Origin of the sequence: Streptomyces sp. NBC_01454 (assembly GCF_036227565.1) — a bacterium.
GTDB lineage: Bacteria > Actinomycetota > Actinomycetes > Streptomycetales > Streptomycetaceae > Streptomyces.
Genome location: NZ_CP109460.1, coordinates 3,983,588 through 3,998,586 on the forward strand (window position 1 = coordinate 3,983,588; position 14,999 = coordinate 3,998,586).

12 protein-coding genes are annotated in these 14,999 nt (G+C 72.6%); 4 read left to right on the forward strand and 8 right to left on the reverse strand.

Annotation, left to right across the window (positions count from 1 at the left end):
* Positions 1–4 precede the first annotated feature (4 nt).
* Positions 5–1,210, forward strand: a complete 1,206-nt coding sequence (locus tag OIU81_RS17600; protein WP_329148955.1) for a MerR family transcriptional regulator — start codon at positions 5–7, stop codon at positions 1,208–1,210.
* Positions 1,211–1,364: 154 nt separating this feature from the next.
* On the opposite strand, the gene OIU81_RS17605 is transcribed toward OIU81_RS17600, so the two are convergent.
* Both OIU81_RS17605 and OIU81_RS17610 read right to left on the reverse strand, forming a co-directional pair.
* Complete coding sequence (locus tag OIU81_RS17605; RefSeq protein WP_329148957.1) at positions 1,365–2,714, reverse strand: carotenoid oxygenase family protein; 1,350 nt, start codon at positions 2,712–2,714, stop codon at positions 1,365–1,367.
* Complete coding sequence (locus tag OIU81_RS17610; RefSeq protein WP_329148959.1) at positions 2,711–3,301, reverse strand: hypothetical protein; 591 nt, start codon at positions 3,299–3,301, stop codon at positions 2,711–2,713. Before OIU81_RS17610 ends, OIU81_RS17605 begins: the two co-directional genes overlap by 4 nt.
* Positions 3,302–3,441: 140 nt before the next feature.
* On the opposite strand from OIU81_RS17610, the gene OIU81_RS17615 reads away from it, so the two are divergent.
* Positions 3,442–4,059: a PadR family transcriptional regulator gene (locus OIU81_RS17615; RefSeq protein WP_329148961.1), complete on the forward strand. Its 618-nt coding sequence runs from the start codon at positions 3,442–3,444 to the stop codon at positions 4,057–4,059.
* 134 nt (positions 4,060–4,193) lie between these two features.
* Complete coding sequence (locus OIU81_RS17620) at positions 4,194–4,736, forward strand: RNA 2'-phosphotransferase (protein ID WP_329148964.1); 543 nt, start codon at positions 4,194–4,196, stop codon at positions 4,734–4,736.
* Between the two features lie 67 nt (positions 4,737–4,803).
* Here the strand turns inward: OIU81_RS17620 and pspAB are convergent, their stop codons facing one another.
* The 3 genes from pspAB to OIU81_RS17635 form a co-directional block, all read right to left on the reverse strand.
* Complete coding sequence (pspAB, locus tag OIU81_RS17625) at positions 4,804–5,367, reverse strand: PspA-associated protein PspAB (RefSeq protein WP_329148966.1); 564 nt, start codon at positions 5,365–5,367, stop codon at positions 4,804–4,806.
* 40 nt (positions 5,368–5,407) lie between these two features.
* Positions 5,408–6,307 (reverse strand): zinc metalloprotease HtpX, encoded by a 900-nt coding sequence (gene htpX / locus OIU81_RS17630; RefSeq protein WP_329148968.1) that lies wholly within the window; start codon positions 6,305–6,307, stop codon positions 5,408–5,410.
* 203 nt (positions 6,308–6,510) lie between these two features.
* Positions 6,511–7,413, reverse strand: a complete 903-nt coding sequence (locus OIU81_RS17635) for an LLM class flavin-dependent oxidoreductase (protein ID WP_329148969.1) — start codon at positions 7,411–7,413, stop codon at positions 6,511–6,513.
* Positions 7,414–7,539: 126 nt separating this feature from the next.
* Between OIU81_RS17635 and OIU81_RS17640 the strand changes: the two genes are divergently transcribed.
* Entirely contained in the window at positions 7,540–8,478 is a 939-nt protein-coding gene (locus OIU81_RS17640; protein ID WP_329148971.1) for an HAD hydrolase family protein, read from the forward strand.
* Between the two features lie 41 nt (positions 8,479–8,519).
* Here the strand turns inward: OIU81_RS17640 and OIU81_RS17645 are convergent, their stop codons facing one another.
* From OIU81_RS17645 to cydB, 3 genes are all read right to left on the reverse strand, one after another.
* Positions 8,520–10,199 (reverse strand): GAF domain-containing sensor histidine kinase, encoded by a 1,680-nt coding sequence (locus OIU81_RS17645; protein ID WP_329155201.1) that lies wholly within the window; start codon positions 10,197–10,199, stop codon positions 8,520–8,522.
* A gap of 149 nt (positions 10,200–10,348) precedes the next feature.
* Positions 10,349–13,951: a thiol reductant ABC exporter subunit CydD gene (gene cydD, locus OIU81_RS17650; protein WP_329148973.1), complete on the reverse strand. Its 3,603-nt coding sequence runs from the start codon at positions 13,949–13,951 to the stop codon at positions 10,349–10,351.
* 39 nt (positions 13,952–13,990) lie between these two features.
* On the reverse strand, positions 13,991–14,995 hold the full coding sequence (gene cydB, locus OIU81_RS17655) for a cytochrome d ubiquinol oxidase subunit II (RefSeq protein ID WP_329148975.1): 1,005 nt from the start codon (positions 14,993–14,995) through the stop codon (positions 13,991–13,993).
* Positions 14,996–14,999 lie beyond the last annotated feature (4 nt).

Below are 14,999 nucleotides of genomic sequence, written 5' to 3' on the forward strand. Positions count from 1 at the left end.
CCGCATGACCGAGCAGGCGCAGCCGGCCGAATACCGTATCGAGGACCTGGCCCACCTCAGCGGCGCCACGGTCCGCACGATCCGTGCGTATCAGGACCGCGGGCTGCTCCCCCGCCCGGAACGCCGCGGCCGGGCCAATGTCTACGGCGACGCCCATCTGGCGCGGCTGCACCAGATCGCCGGTCTGCTCGACCGCGGCTACACCCTGGCCAGCATCAAGGAACTCCTCCAGGCCTGGGACGCGGGCCTCGACCTCGGCGGGGTCCTGGGCCTGGTCACCGAGATCGACGGGCCGTGGACCGACGAGGAGCCCGCCCGTCTCTCCCGCGCCGAACTGGACGCCGCCTTCGGGGGCACCTCCGACGAGACGGCGATCGCCGAGGCCGTCGAACTGGGCGTCCTGGAACGGGTTCCCGGCCGGGACGACGCATTCCTCGTTCCCAGCCCGCAGGAACTCGCCGTCGCCGCCGAACTGTATTCGGCCGGCGTCCCGCTCCTCGCGATCTCCGGTCATCTGCGGGAGGTGCGCGGCCAGGTCGAGCACATCGCCGCACGGTTCCTGGACTTCACCACCGAGCATGTCTTCCAGCCGTTCCTGGACCACCCGCCCACCGGGACCGAGGCAGCGGAAGCCGCCGCCCTGGTACGCCGGCTGCGCCCCCTGGCCCAGCAGACCGTCGACGCCGAACTCGCCCGCGCCATGCGCACCCTGGCCACCCAGTACCTGCGTCACCACCTCAGCGACGCCCGCCCCGCGGAGGCACACGGACCGCACGGGGTGGCAGCGGGAACGGCCGGAGCGGAGGCCGGAACAGCGGCCGGGGCGGGGGCCGGGCCAGCCAAAACGGTAGCCGGGTCGGCCGAGGGCCCCGTGGGTGTCCCCCGGCCACGGGCCGCCACCGCACCGCCGGCAACCGTCGGGCCGGTCTCGGACCCCCGTCCTGCGACCGACCCGACGGCAGCCTCCGAGGCGGTGCCGCTCCCCGCCGACGCCGTGCGGGCCGTACGGGCGCTGGTGGGCCCGGAGAACACGGCGGCCTTCATCGCCTCCGCCGCACAGCGGGAGGTCCATGCCCGCACGATGGACGCCCTGGCGGCAGGCGGAAGCGGACCCGCACCGGCGGGCACACCGGCCGGCACCGCCGCCTCCCACCGGACGGACCGCCCGACCGCCGAGGAGGACGACCGGGGTCGCCCGGGCGGGCCCTGACCCCGCACTCGTCAGAACCTCCGTCCGCCGGCCCACACCGTCCGCAGCCCGCAGCCCGCAGCCCCCAGCCCGAGGCCCCTGACCCGCCCGTCGTACCCCTTTGGAGTTGTCAAGGTTCAGCCGGGCGCGGGCCCCTCCGCGCCCGTCAGTAGCGTCAACTGGCAGGATCCGGGAGCCAGTTGCCATGGAATCCATAGGGCACCCGCTGGGGGAGATGGACCGTGGCAACCGGGTCGGCGGATATGTCCTCCGTGTCGAGTACGACGAGATCGCTGGTATCGGTGGACGCGTCGTAGACATAGGTGATCAGCCAGCCGGGCCCTCCCGGACGGCCATCGGCCGGGGCGAAGACCGCCTCGCCCGGAGTGCGCCCGGGACCGAAGTCATGCCGGACGACCGCGCCCGTCTGCAGGTCGTAGCGGAGCAGGGCACCGGGTATCGGACCGCTGCCCGGCAGCTCTGCGGTGGTGGCATGACCGAAGCGGGCCGGTTGCCCGGCGAGTCGGTCGTCCACCCTGGGGAACTCGCAGAAGCGGTCGTCGAGTTGTTCCTCGCTGACGGTGCCGGTGACGAGATCGATCGTCCAGCGCCAGAGATGGGCCGGGGTCCCCTCGTCGAATTCCGCATAGCGGGCCACATGGAGCACGATGCGCCGGTCGCCCTCGTCGTGGGCGTTCAGGGCGTGGAAGACATAGCAGGGGTCGATGGGCAGCCAGCGGACCTCACCCCGGGGATCGTCGCGGCGCAGCACACCGAGCCGTGCGCCGTACTCGGGGTCCCAGCGATACGGCATGCCGGGGCGACTGCGGTCGAAGACGACCGGGAGGTCCATGAAGACGACATGGCGCGCGGTGAGATGGAAGTCGTGCATCATCGTCGGCCCCGGGACATCGATGGGCCGGCTGAGCACCAACTCTCCCGAGGCATCCGCACGGTGGTAGGTGAGATAGGGCGGGGTGGGGCCGCCGTAGCCGAAGAAGTGCAGCTCACCGGTGACCGGACAGGTCTTGGGGTGGGCGGTCACGGCGGTGGTGAGCCGGCCTCCGAAGTCATGGACGCCGATGGTCTCCAGCTCATGGCCGGGGCGGCAGTCGATCTCGTAGGGGAACGACGACTCGACCAGGGCGAGGGTGCGTCCGGCATGGCGGACGACATGGGTGTTGGCCACGCCCGCCGCCAGATTCCGGCGGCCCTGTGCGTCCACCGACCGCGCGCCCTCGGTGAAGGTGGCGGTGCGTACCCAGCGGTTGCGGTAGGAGACGGCCCGGCCGCCCTCCAGGCGCAGGCCGTGGACCATGCCGTCGCCGAAGAACCAGTGCGGAGTGGCGGCGTCCCGCGGGTTGGGGCCGTTGCGCAGGAACCAGCCGGTGAGTTCGGGCGGGATCGTGCCCGTGACCGGGAGGTCGTAGGCGGTCAGCTCCTCCGTCACCGGGGCGAAGTTGCCCGCCATGTGCGGTGCCGGAGCGTCGGATGCGGATGCGGTGGTCGGGGATGTGGTGGTCATGAGGCCAGGCCTCCCTGGATGTCGGTCCGCGTACCGGACTCCTGAAGGAAGCGGGCTCGGGCCCGCTCCGGATAGGCGGCGGTGAAGCGGACGGGAAGAATGAATCCGGCGAGCTGGATGAGGATCGAGACGACCACGCTCCACCCGAGGGCGGAGATGGCGGCCTGGGCGATCGCGGTGAGAGTGAAGGACGACGCCCAGGCGGTGGTGAGCACGACATTGATGCGGCGGAACAGCGGAGAGTCCCAGACCTCCGGCGGGGCCATCCGCCGCGCGAACCCCAGGGTGAAGGGCCGCCGCACGGCGATCGACACCCAGGCGATCAGCGCCAGCCAGCCCATCGAGAGGGCGCTGCCGTAGCTCTTCAGACCGCTGTCGGGCTGGGTGAAGGCCAGTATCCCGAGGGCTGCGAAGAACACGATCGTGCCGTACTCCAGCAGTCGGTGTTCGAGCGCGAGGCCGGCCGCACGGTCGGCGAGGAGCAGCACCACGGCCGTCACCAGACCGGCGAGCGCACCCCACTGCCAGCCGGCCGAGGACACGCCCGCGAAGACCAGCCAAGGAATGAAGCCCCGCAGATAGTTCATGGTTCCCCCTCGTCACCGTCACCCGCCGGCGCTCCACGCGCCGACGAGCCGCCGCCCCGCGCGGCACATTCCATTCTCGACATGTCGAAGGTAGAAGGTCCACCTTTGACATGTCAACAGTGGAAGGTAAAGTGCGGACCATGAGCCTGAAACATGCCGTGCTGGGCCTGCTGGCCGAATCCCCGGCCAGCGGATACGACCTGATGAAGCTGTTCAACGCGTCACTGTCGAATGTCTGGCCCGCCACACAGAGTCAGGTCTACGGCGAGCTCACCAAGCTCACGACGGCCGGTCTCGCCGAGGTCGCGGCCCACGGCCCCCGCGGCCGCAAGGAGTACGCGATCACCGATGACGGCCTGGCGGAGCTGCGCCGCTGGCTCGTCGATGTCGAACCCACGGGCCAGCAGCGCCATGACGGCCTGCTGCGCATCTTCTTCCTCGGCATCGTCACGCCGCTCGAGGCGCAGACCTACCTCCTGCATCAGGCCGAGCGCGCCGCGCGCCTTCGCGCCGAGCTCGAGCATCTCGACGAGACGGCCCAGTGGGACGAGGAAATGATTTCGGTCTACGGGCGGATCGCGCTGGAGTACGGCCTGCGGATGTCGGCGACCCAGGAGGAGTGGGCGCGGTGGGCGGCCGAAGAGGTCGACAGCGCAAAGGCGAGAAAGGCGAGCGACCTCGCGAGGCGGAAGCATGAGCCGAGCGGGCCGCAGGAGGAAAGTCGGCAGGACGGGGCAGGCCGGACCGCGGGGGACTGACGCCCGTCGGCCGTCCCCGCCGGGCCTCAAGATCTCCGCGCCGCAGGGCCACCACGCCTCAAGATCTCCGCACCGCTAGGCCGCCGGCCCGGAATTCAGGTGCCGCCGGGCGCGCGCCGCGCCACCCTGGAGGCATGGACAACCAGCGCTCCGTGCGCCTCTCGAAGTACCTGGCGAAGCATCTGCGCCATGCGCCGGAACGGATCGGTATCAGCCTCGACGCCCAGGGCTGGGTGCCCGTGGACACGCTGATGACGGCGGCCGCGCGGCATGGATTCCGCTTCTCCCGGGCGGAGTTGGAGCAGGTGGTCGCCGACAACGACAAGCAGCGGTACGTCATCGAGGGCGACCGGATCCGCGCCCAGCAGGGCCACTCCGTGCGCGTCGAGCTCGATCTGCCGCCGGCCGTACCACCCGGCCGGCTCTTCCACGGCACGGTGGACCGCCATCTGGCCGCGATCCGCGCCGAGGGACTGCGGCCGATGGCGCGGCACGCCGTGCATCTCTCGCCCGACCCGGAGACCGCGAGCCGAGTGGGCGCGCGGCGCGGCACGCCCGTGGTGCTGACCGTCGACGCGGCCGCGATGCACCGGGCGGGCCATGTCTTCCAGATCAGCGCCAACGGCGTCTGGCTCACCGACCGGGTACCGGCCGCATACCTCGGTTTCCCCGGCTGACCCGGTGGAGCCGGGGCGGGCCCGCCGCCCCGGGGGCACACGCCACCGCCCCGTGCCCGCGGCCGGCTCAGAGCCCCGGCGCGCCCCACACCGGAAACCACCGCGACAGGTCCTGCTCGATCGTCAGATCGTCCCCGAGCATCGCCCGCATCTGGAGTTCGAGCGGGTTGTCGCGCTTCTCGCCGGCGCCCGGCTTGGGGGCGAAGGGGTAGAACGTGCCGCGCTTGTAGAGGTAGACCAGCGCCAGCGGCCGCTGCCGTTCATCGCGGAAGCCGAGCAGCGAACACAGCAGCTGCGGGCCGAAACCCGCCTCCTCCAGCGAGGTGTTGACCGCGTGCAGGTCATTGACCAGGCCCGCCACATCCTCCGCCGGGTGCCGTGCGAGCAGCCATGAGTAGCCGTACGCGTCCTGGGAGAACTCCACCGAGCCGTCCAGCAGGGCCTGCGCTTCCTCCTGGATGCGCGAGAACGCCCCGCCCTCGACGCTCGCGAAACACACCGACCCCAGGCCGGTGGGCTCAAATCCGGCCGCGGCCTGGAGCGTCACCGCGGCGGACGGCAGCGCGAAGAGCTGGTCGAGATCGGGGCGTACCGGCTTGCTGCGGCCGAGGATGGCGTCCAGAAATCCCATGCGCGGGGTACTCCTTGCTCGTTACGGGCGGCACCGTGCGTCACGGCCGTCCCAGCTCCGCCGCGATCCGGCCCAGCTGGTCCAGCCGCTGTTCCAGCGTCGGGTGCGAGGACAGCAGCCGGTTGAAGCTCTCCTTGTTGAACGCCGGGGCGAAGTAGAAGGCGTTGAACGCCTGGTCCTTGCGCAGATCCTCGGTCGGGATCCGCGCGATCTGGCCGGTGACCTTGGTGAGCGCGGCGGCCAGCGCCGACGGACGGCCGGTCAGCAGCGCGGCGGCCCGGTCGGCGGACAGCTCGCGGTAACGGGACAGCAGCCGGGTCAGCAGGAAGCTGATCGCGTAGACCGCCACGCTGACGGCGGTGACGATGAGTACGGCGATGGCCGCGTTCTGGTCACGATTGTTGCGGCCGACACCGCTCCACAGGGCGGCGCGGGTGATGATCCCGGCCAGCACGCCGAGGAACGAGGCGATGGTCATCACCGCGACATCGCGGTGGGCGACATGCGAGAGCTCATGGGCCAGTACGCCCTCCAGCTCCTCCGGCTCCAGCCGCCTGAGCAGCCCGGTCGTGGCGCAGACCATCGAATTCTTCTGGTTGCGGCCGGTGGCGAACGCGTTCGGCACATCCGACTCGGCGATCGCGACCCGGGGCTTGGGCATATCGGCCAGCGCACACAGCCGGTCGACGGCGCCGTGCAGCTCGGGCGCCTGCTCCGGTGTGACCTCGCGTGCCCCCATGCTGAATGCCGCGATCCGGTCACTGAACCAGAACTGCGCGACGAACAGGCCGCCCGCGATCAGCAGGACCACCACCCAGGCGCCCTTGAGCAGCACCACCAGCACGCCGACGATGACCACGTACAGCAGTCCGATGAAGAACATCGTCGTGACCATGCGCGAGGTCAGCCCGCGGTCCGGGGCGAATCGGGTCTGTGCCATGGCTCCTCCACACGCCGCATTTCGCGCAGTGTGCCGACCCGCTCGCGCGCTGTCTTCGCACCGCGCGCCGCGTACCTCACACTGCGCCGCTGTCCCGATTCTCCCTCTTCGCAGCTATATGCGGAGTAAAGGTCGGGCCAGGAGAACACCGGGCGCGTCGGACGGCCCGCCCCGTAGGGCCGGCCGTCCCGGAAAAACCCTGTCTACCGGGCCGCGCCCAGCTGCGCCGGCGCCTCCGTGACGATGCGCTCGAAGACCGCGGGATCGGCCTCGAAGACCGAATCGGCGATCGGCCAGTGGAGGACCAGCTCGTCGATGCCCAGCTCGGCATGGCGCCCGGCGAAGTCGACAAAGGCGTCCACGGAGTCCAGCGGGCGGTCCGGGGTGAAACCCGTCAGCATGATCTTCTGCAGCTCGGCGCCGTCCCGGCCCTGGTCGGCGCAGGCCTTCCCGAGCCGTTCGAGCTGCCCGCGGATCGCCTCGCGCGACTCGTCGGGCGTACCGCCCCCGTTGGAGACCTTCGGATCGCCGGTCGTCACCCAGGCCTGGCCGTACCGGGCCGCCAGCTTCAGCCCGCGCGGCCCGGTGGCCGCCACCGCGAACGGCAGCCGCGGCCGCTGCACACAGCCGGGGATGTTGCGCACCTCGTGCGCGGAGTAGTGCTCGCCCCGGTAGGAGACGACGTCCTGGCTCAGCATCCGGTCCAGCAGCCCGACGAACTCGGCGAAGCGGTCGGCCCGTTCCCGCGGCTCCCAGGGCTCCTGGCCCAGCGCGGTGGCGTCGAAGCCGTTGCCGCCGGCGCCGATGCCCAGGGTGATCCGGCCGTCGCTGATGTCGTCGAGGGAGATCAGTTCCTTGGCGAGCGTGACCGGGTGCCGGAAGTTCGGCGAGGTGACGAGGGTGCCCAGGCGCAGCCGGGAGGTCGCCGCCGCGGCCGCGGTCAGCGTCGGCAGGGCGCCGAACCAGGCCTGGTCGCGGAAGCTGCGCCACGAGAGGTGGTCATAGGTGTACGCGGCGTGGAAGCCCAGTTCCTCGGCGCGCTGCCACACCTCCTGTCCGCCTTGGGACCAACGGCGGACAGGGAGTATCACGGTGCTCAGTCGCATACCCCCGAGCGTACGGCCGCCCGGAGGTGCCGCACGATCCGCCTCGGCGGCCCCGCCCGGCCACCGCGGGGCTCATGCGCGCAACCCACCGCCCGCCTGTGCACGGCGGTACGGGAAGATGGCCCCGTGACTGATGCCTCCGCCACGCCATCCCGGTGCCCCGATACGGCCGTTGCGCCCCGGCTGATCGCCACCGACCTCGACGGCACCTTGCTGCACGACGACAAGACGGTCTCCGACCGGACGATCGCCGCGCTCGCCGCCGCCGAGCGGGCCGGCATCGAGGTGTTCTTCGTCACCGGCCGCCCGGCCCGCTGGATGGGCGTGGTCAGCGACCATGTGCACGGCCACGGCCTGGCGATCTGCGCGAACGGCGCGGCCGTCGTCGATCTGCACCGCGGCGGCCGGATCGTCGAGGTCAGCCCCCTGGAGCGGACCGTCGCGCTGGCCGTCGTGGACGCGCTGCGCGGCGCCGCCCCCGGCACCTCGTTCGCGGTGGAACGCACCGGCGGGATCCACTACGAGCCGCAGTACCCGCCCCTGCTCCTGGATCCGGCCGCGGTCGTCGCACCGGCGGAGAAGCTGCTCGCCGAGGACTTCGTCACCCCGCTGGGCCCGGATGCGTCCTGGAAGGACGGCCCGGCCGGTGACGCCGAGGGCCCCGCCTTCCCCGACCAGCCGGTGATCAAGCTGCTCGCGCACCACCCCGAGCTGGATCCCGACGCCTTCCTCACGCTGGCCCGTACGGTCGCGGGCGGGCTCGCCTCCTTCACCCGGTCCAGCCCCACCGCCCTCCTGGAGATCAGCGGCCCCGGAGTCAGCAAGGCGGGCACCCTCGCTCACTGCTGCGCGGAGCGCGGCATCGCCCCGGAGGAGGTCGTCGCCTTCGGGGACATGCCGAACGACATAGAGATGCTGACCTGGGCCGGCACCTCGTACGCCATGGCCAACGCCCACCCGGATGTGCTGGCCGCCACGACGCGCCGCACCGCGTCCAACAACGACGACGGCGTCGCGGTCGTCATCGAGCGGATCCTGGCGCGGTCGTCCTCGAGCGGATCCTGAAGGAAGGCCGCCGGCAGCGCGGAGCGCGCCCCCGCGCACCCTCACAGCGGCGCCTCCCACCACACCGTCGTCCCCGTCCCGTCCTCGCCCAGCCCCGGGCCGTAGGTACTGCGGCCGCCCAGCGACTCCGCGCGCTTGGCGAGGTTCCGCAGGCCGCTGCGGCGGCCACCGTCCGGGATGCCGATGCCGTCGTCGGCGACGGTCAGCCGGACGCCGTCGGTGCCGTCGGACAGGCTGATCGTGGCGTCGACGACGACCTCGATCCGGGACGCCTGGGCGTGCCGGAAGGCGTTCGACAGCGCCTCGCGCAGCGCGGCGATCAGGTTCTTGCCGGTCAGCTCGCCGACCCGGGAGTCGACCGCGCCGACGAAGGAGGCGGAGGGCTGGAAGCCGAGCGGTACGGCGGCGGTGCCGATCTCCCGCAGCACCCGGGTCCGCAGCCCGGACGGTGCCTCGGCCGGGCCCTGCTGGAGGGCGAAGATCGCGGTGCGGATCTCCTGGATGGTGACGTCCAGCTCGTCGACGGCCTTGCCGACGCCCTGGGCCACCTCCGGCACGATCGTCCGGCGCTGGGCGCTCTCCAGGATCATGCCCGTCGCGAACAGCCGTTGGATGACGAGGTCGTGCAGGTCACGGGCGATGCGGTCGCGGTCCTCGTAGACGGCCAGCCGCTCCCGGTCGCGCTGGGCATCGGCCAGCACCAGCGCCAGCGCGGCCTGCGCCGCGAACTGGGTGGCCAGCGTCCGCTCGGCGTCGGTGAACGGGCGGGCACCGCGGCTGCGCGGGGTGGCGAGGGTGCCGAGGACCCGTCCGCCGCTCTTGAGCGGCAGCATCATGCTGGGGCCGAAGCGCTGCGCGATGTCCGTGACCATGCGCGGGTCGCTGGCCGAGTCCTCCACGAACACCGGCTCCCCGGCGAGGAGTTGCTCGACCACCGGACTGTCGTTGGGGATCTGCGTGCCGATGATCCCGGCGGGGTCGTCCGCCGACACCGCGACGATCTCCAGACCGCCCTCGTCATCGGGCAGCAGCACGATGCCGGCCGCCGAGTCCGCCAGTTTCCGGGCCTGCTCGGCGACCACCGCGAGCGCGTCGTCGACATCGCTGCCGGCCAGGAGTTCGGTGGTCACGGCCACGGAACCGTCGATCCACCGCTCCCGCTGCCGGGTCGCCGAATGCAGCCGGGTGTTGCCGATCGCGATGCCCGCCTCGGTGGCCAGCACCCGCACCATGTGCAGATCTTCCTCGCTGAAGTCCGCGCCGCCGCGCTTCTCCGTCAGATAGAGGTTGCCGAAGATCTCGCCCTGCACGCGGATCGGCACCCCCAGGAACGTCCGCATCGGCGGGTGCCCGGGCGGGAACCCGGCCGAGCGGGAGTCCTCGGTGAGGTCTCCGAGGCGCAGCGGCTTGGGATCGTGGATGAGCGCGCCGAGCAGGCCCTTGTGGCCGTCGGGCAGCGCGCCGATCTGCTCGTGCTGCCGGGTGGTCACGCCGTACGTCACGAAGTCCGAGAGCCCGGCGCCGGTCTCGTCGATGATCCCGATCGCGGCATAGCGGGCGTCGGCGATCTCGGCGGCCGTCTCCACGATCCGGTCGAGGGTGACGTGCAGATCGAGCCCCGCACCGACCGTCCGCATCGCCTCCAGCAGCTGGGGCACCCGGGCGGTCAGCTCGGGCGAGAGGCCCCGCAGGCTGCGCGTGGCCTCGGTGGCGGCGTCCATGGGGTCGGGGACCGTACCCGCGCCACCGCTCCCGGGGTCCCCCGGGTCCGGGAGCGGTGGTTCCGCAGTGGCTGCCATGCCATGAGCCTAATAACGGCTCTTTTCCGAGGAAAGTCCACGTATGGGAGGGAACTCCCTGGACCGTGCGCCTATGCCACCGGCTGGGCCGCGCCGTAGGCCGCCTCCACCGCCTGTTCGCGCTCCCACATGCGGCGGTACGGGCCGTCGGCCCCGGCCAGCGCGGCCGGGCTTCCGCTCTGCACGATCCGCCCGCGGTCCAGCACCAGCACCTCGTCGACCGCGTCGAGGCCGGTGAGCCGGTGGGTGATCAAAACCGTCGTACGGCCCTCGGTCGCGGCCAGCAGATCGGCGGTCAGCGCGTCGGCGGTGGCCAGATCGAGGTGCTCGGCGGGCTCGTCCAGGACGAGCACCGGGAAGTCCGCGAGCAGCGCACGGGCCAGGGCCAGCCGCTGCCGCTGGCCGCCGGACAGCCGGGCGCCGTGCTCACCGACCATGGTGTCCAGGCCGTCGGGCAGCCCGCGCACCCAGTCCGCGAGCCGCACCCGGCCGAGCACGTCCCACAGGTCCTGGTCGGCGCCGTCCGGAACCGACCGGTCCCGGCGGGCGAGCCGGAGGTTCTCCCGCAGCGAGCTGTCGAAGAGGTGCGCGTCCTGCGCACACAGTCCCACCAGCCGGCGGACCGCATCGCCGTCGATCTCCCGGGCCGCCGTGTCGGCCAGCGTGTACGTTCCCGACTCCTGGTCCAGGAAGCGCAGCAGCACCTGCGCCAGCGTGGTCTTGCCGGAGCCGGAGGCGCCGACGACGGCGAGCCGGTGTCCGGCCCGCAGGGTGAAGCCGACCCCGTCCAGCGCCGGCCGGTCCTGCCCCGGGTGGCGCGCGGTCAGCTCCCGCACCACCAGCGGGAACGGCGTCGCGGGAGCGTCGGCCGGTACGGCCGGCTCGCGCACCGGCTCCGGGGCGTCCAGCACCTCGAAGACCCGCTCGGCGGCGTGCCGGGTGCGCCGGCGGTACTGCACCGCGAGCGGCAGCCCCGAAACCGCCTCGAACGCGGCGAGCGGGGTGAGCACGACGACCGCCAGCGCCACCCCCGCCAGCCGGCCGGCATGCACCGCCTGGACGCCGGCGACCGCCGCCGCGGCCGTCGTCAGCCCGCACAGCAGCGCCGACAGCCCGGCACCGGTCCCGGCCACGGCGGCCGAGCGGGCGGCGAGCGCGGTCAGGTCCCGGTCCGCGCGCCGCACCGCCTCGGTACGGGCCGTGAGGGCGCCGGCCACCGTCAACTCGGCGGTTCCGGTGAGCACCTCGACGACCCGGGTGGCGAGCCGTCCGCGCGCCGGCGCCAGCTGACGCTCCGCCCGCCGGGCCAGGGCGCCCGAGAGCAGCGGCACCCCGACGCCCGCGAGCAGCAGCCCGGCGGCGAGGATCGCACCGGCCTGCGGCAGCAGCCATCCGGTGAAGCCGACCGTGCCCGCACCGACCAGCACCGCCGCGCCGACCGGCAGCAGCCAGCGCAGGAAGTAGTCCTGCACCGCGTCGACATCGGCCACCAGCCGCGACAGCAGATCGCCGCGCCGGCGCCCCGCGAGCCCGGCCGGCGCCAGCCGCTCCAGCCGCGTGAAGACAGCCACGCGTACATCGGCGAGCATCCGGAAGACCGCGTCATGGGCGACCAGCCGCTCGGCGTACCGGAAGACCGCCCGCCCGATGCCGAACGCCCGGGTCGCGGTCACCGCCACCAGCAGATACAGCACCGGCGGCTGCTGTGCCGCACGCGAGATCAGCCAGCCGGAGGTCGCCATCAGGCCCACCGCGCAGCCCAGCGCGAGGCTCCCCAGCAGCAGCGCCAGACCCAGCCGGGCCCGACGGGCGCGGGCCGTCCCGCGCAGCCGGGCGAGCGCCGCACCGCGGGCGGGGCCCGCCGTCTCCTGCGCCGCGGTCCCGGTGGCATCCGGATCCCGGGGAGCGGGGACCACCACGGCTTCCGGGCGCGCTCCGGCACCGGTGTGCGGCCGCGCCTCCCCCGCGCCGGCCGGCTCCGTCCCTGCTGCCGGTGCCGCCGGGTCCGGGAGGCGCACCACCCGGTCCGCCACCGCCAGCAGCGCCGGCCGGTGGACGACGAGCAGGACCGTACGGCCGGCCGCGAGCCGGCGGACCGCGGCCACGACCGCTTCCTCGGTGGCGCCGTCCAGGTTCGCGGTGGGCTCGTCCAGCAGCAGGATCGGGCGGTCGGCGAGGAAGGCGCGGGCGAGCGCGAGGCGCTGGCGCTGCCCGGCGGAGAGCCCGGCACCGGACTCGCCGAGCCTGCTCGCCATCCCGTCCGGAAGGGCGTCGACGAAGTCCAGCGCACCCGCGTCGGCCAGGGCGGCGCGCACCGCGGCCTCGTCCGCGTCCGGCCGCGCCAGCCGTACGTTCTCGGCGATGCTGCCCGCGAACAGATGCGGCTGCTGCGGCACCCAGGCGATCCGCTGCCGCCAGCTCGCGGGGTCCAGGGACGCGATGTCCCGCCCGTCGACGAGGGCCCGGCCCCCGGCCGGTCCGGTGAAGCCCAGCAGCACGCTCAGCAGCGTGGACTTGCCGGCGCCGGAGGGCCCCACCAGCGCGACGGTCTCCCCGGGCCGGACCTCGAACGAGGTGGCGGGGAGCGAGTCGGCGGTGCGCCCGGGGTGGCGGACGACCAGGTTCTCGACGGCCAGCGCGGTGCCCGCGGGCGCGGGTGCGGTGCCGGGTACCGGCAGCGGTGTCTCCAGCACCGCGAAGACCTCCTCCGCGGCCGCCAGTCCCTCGGCCGCGGCGTGGTACTGCGCACCGACCTGCCGCAGCGGCAGATAGGCCTCGGGCGCCAGCACCAGCACCATCAGGCCGGTGTAGAGGTCGAGTTCGCCCTTCACCAGGCGCATCCCGATGCCGACCGCGACCAGCGCGACGGAGATGGTGGCGAGGAGTTCCAGGGCGAAGGAGGAGAGAAAGGCGATCCGCAGGGTGCGCAGCGTCGCCCGGCGGTAGGTGCCGGTGATCTCCCGGATGGAGGCGGCCTGGGCCTTGGCCCGGCCGAAGACCTTGAGGGTGGGCAGCCCCTCCACGACATCCAGGAAGTGGCCCGACAGCCGGGCGAGCAGCCGCCACTGACGGTCCATCCGCGACTGGGTGGCCCAGCCGATCAGGACCATGAACAGCGGGATCAGCGGCAGGGTGAGCACGATGGTGACGGCCGAGATCCAGTCGCCGGTGACGATCCGGGCGAGCACCGCGACCGGGACCACGACCGCCAGCCCCAGCTGCGGCAGATAGCGCGCGAAGTAGTCGTCCAGGGCGTCGATACCGCGGGTGGCGAGGTTGGTGAGTTCACCGGTGCGCCACTCGGCTTCGCGTGATGCCCCTTCGGACGTGGTGGCCGGGCGCCGGGCGGGCCCGAGCTTCGCCGCCCGCTCGATCAGCCGCATCCGCAGCTCGGACTTGACCGCCGCACCGGCGCGGTGGGCGGCCAGTTCGGTGAGCCAGGAGACCAGCCCGCGTCCGACGGAGACCGCGGCGAGCAGGACCAGCGGTGTGGTCAGGCCGCCGGGACCGAGACCGTGCTGGAAGGCGCCGACCACGATCTCGGCAATCAGCATCGCCTGGCCGACGACCAGGCCCGCTCCGGCGAGCCCGAGCACCACCACCGCGACAAGGAAACCGCGGGTGGCGCGGGCGTAACGGAGCAGGCGCGGGTCGACGGGTTTCACGTGAAACATTCCCTCCTGCCGAGGCCGCCCCGAGGGGCGGCCGCTCGGCTAGTGGGCATCGGCGGCGAGGTGCTGGGTGCCGATGCGCTTGCGGAAGACCCAGTACGTCCACCCCTGGTAGAGCATCACGAGGGGCGCGGCGAACCCGGTGCCCCAGGTCATGATCTTCAGGGTGTACGGGCTGGACGAGGCATTGCCGACCGTCAGGCTCCAGCTCTCGTTCAGCGTGGACGGCATGACGTTCGGGAAGAGCGTCAGGAACAGCATCGCGACGGCGGCCACGATCGTGACGCCGGAGAACACGAAGGCCCAGCCCTCGCGCCCCAGCCTGGTGGCTCCCAGCGCCGCGACCAGCGCGGTCACCGCGACCACCAGGACGATCAGGCTGGTGCCGTCGCCCTTGTCGGCCTGCGTCCAGCCGAGGAACCCGGTCACCAGCACCGCGGCGATCAGCCCGACGGCGGTGGCCGTCCGGCGCGCCCGCTCCCGGATGTCACCGACGGTCTTGAGCGAGGCGAACACCGCACCGTGGAAGGTGAACAGCGTCAGCGTGACCAGCCCGCCGAGGAGCGCGTAGGGGTGGAAGAGGTCGAGCAGGCTGCCGACGTACTCCTTGTGGGCATTGATCTTCACGCCGCGCACGATGTTGCCGAAGATGACGCCCCACAGCACCGCGGGCAGCAGCGAGGTCCAGAAGATCGCGTGCTCCCAGTTGCGCTGCCAGCGCTCCTCGGGCCGCTTGACGCGGTACTCGAAGGCGACACCGCGCAGGATCAGGCAGACGAGGATCAGCAGCACCGGCAGGTAGAACCCGGAGAACAGGGTGGCGTACCAGTCGGGGAAGGCCGCGAAGGTACCCCCGGCCGCGCTGAGCAGCCAGACCTCGTTGCCGTCCCAGACCGGCCCGATGGTGTTGATCAGTACGCGCCGCTCGCGCCGGTCCCGGGCGAGGAGCTTGGTGAGGACGCCGATCCCGAAGTCGAACCCTTCGAGGAAGAAGTACCCGACCCAGAGGAAGGCGATGAGGACGAACCAGACGTCGTGGAGTTGCACGGTC

Bases quoted from the DNA above. Each gene is read 5' to 3' on its own strand.
- OIU81_RS17620 (WP_329148964.1), top strand. From the start codon at position 4,194: ATGGACAACCAGCGCTCCGTGCGCCTCTCGAAGTACCTGGCGAAGCAT.
- OIU81_RS17645 (WP_329155201.1), bottom strand. From the start codon at position 10,199: ATGGACGCCGCCACCGAGGCCACGCGCAGCCTGCGGGGCCTCTCGCCC.
- OIU81_RS17605 (WP_329148957.1), bottom strand. From the start codon at position 2,714: ATGACCACCACATCCCCGACCACCGCATCCGCATCCGACGCTCCGGCA.
- OIU81_RS17600 (WP_329148955.1), top strand. From the start codon at position 5: ATGACCGAGCAGGCGCAGCCGGCCGAATACCGTATCGAGGACCTGGCC.
- pspAB (WP_329148966.1), bottom strand. From the start codon at position 5,367: ATGGGATTTCTGGACGCCATCCTCGGCCGCAGCAAGCCGGTACGCCCC.
- htpX (WP_329148968.1), bottom strand. From the start codon at position 6,307: ATGGCACAGACCCGATTCGCCCCGGACCGCGGGCTGACCTCGCGCATG.
- OIU81_RS17610 (WP_329148959.1), bottom strand. From the start codon at position 3,301: ATGAACTATCTGCGGGGCTTCATTCCTTGGCTGGTCTTCGCGGGCGTG.
- cydD (WP_329148973.1), bottom strand. From the start codon at position 13,951: ATGTTTCACGTGAAACCCGTCGACCCGCGCCTGCTCCGTTACGCCCGC.
- OIU81_RS17615 (WP_329148961.1), top strand. From the start codon at position 3,442: ATGAGCCTGAAACATGCCGTGCTGGGCCTGCTGGCCGAATCCCCGGCC.
- OIU81_RS17635 (WP_329148969.1), bottom strand. From the start codon at position 7,413: ATGCGACTGAGCACCGTGATACTCCCTGTCCGCCGTTGGTCCCAAGGC.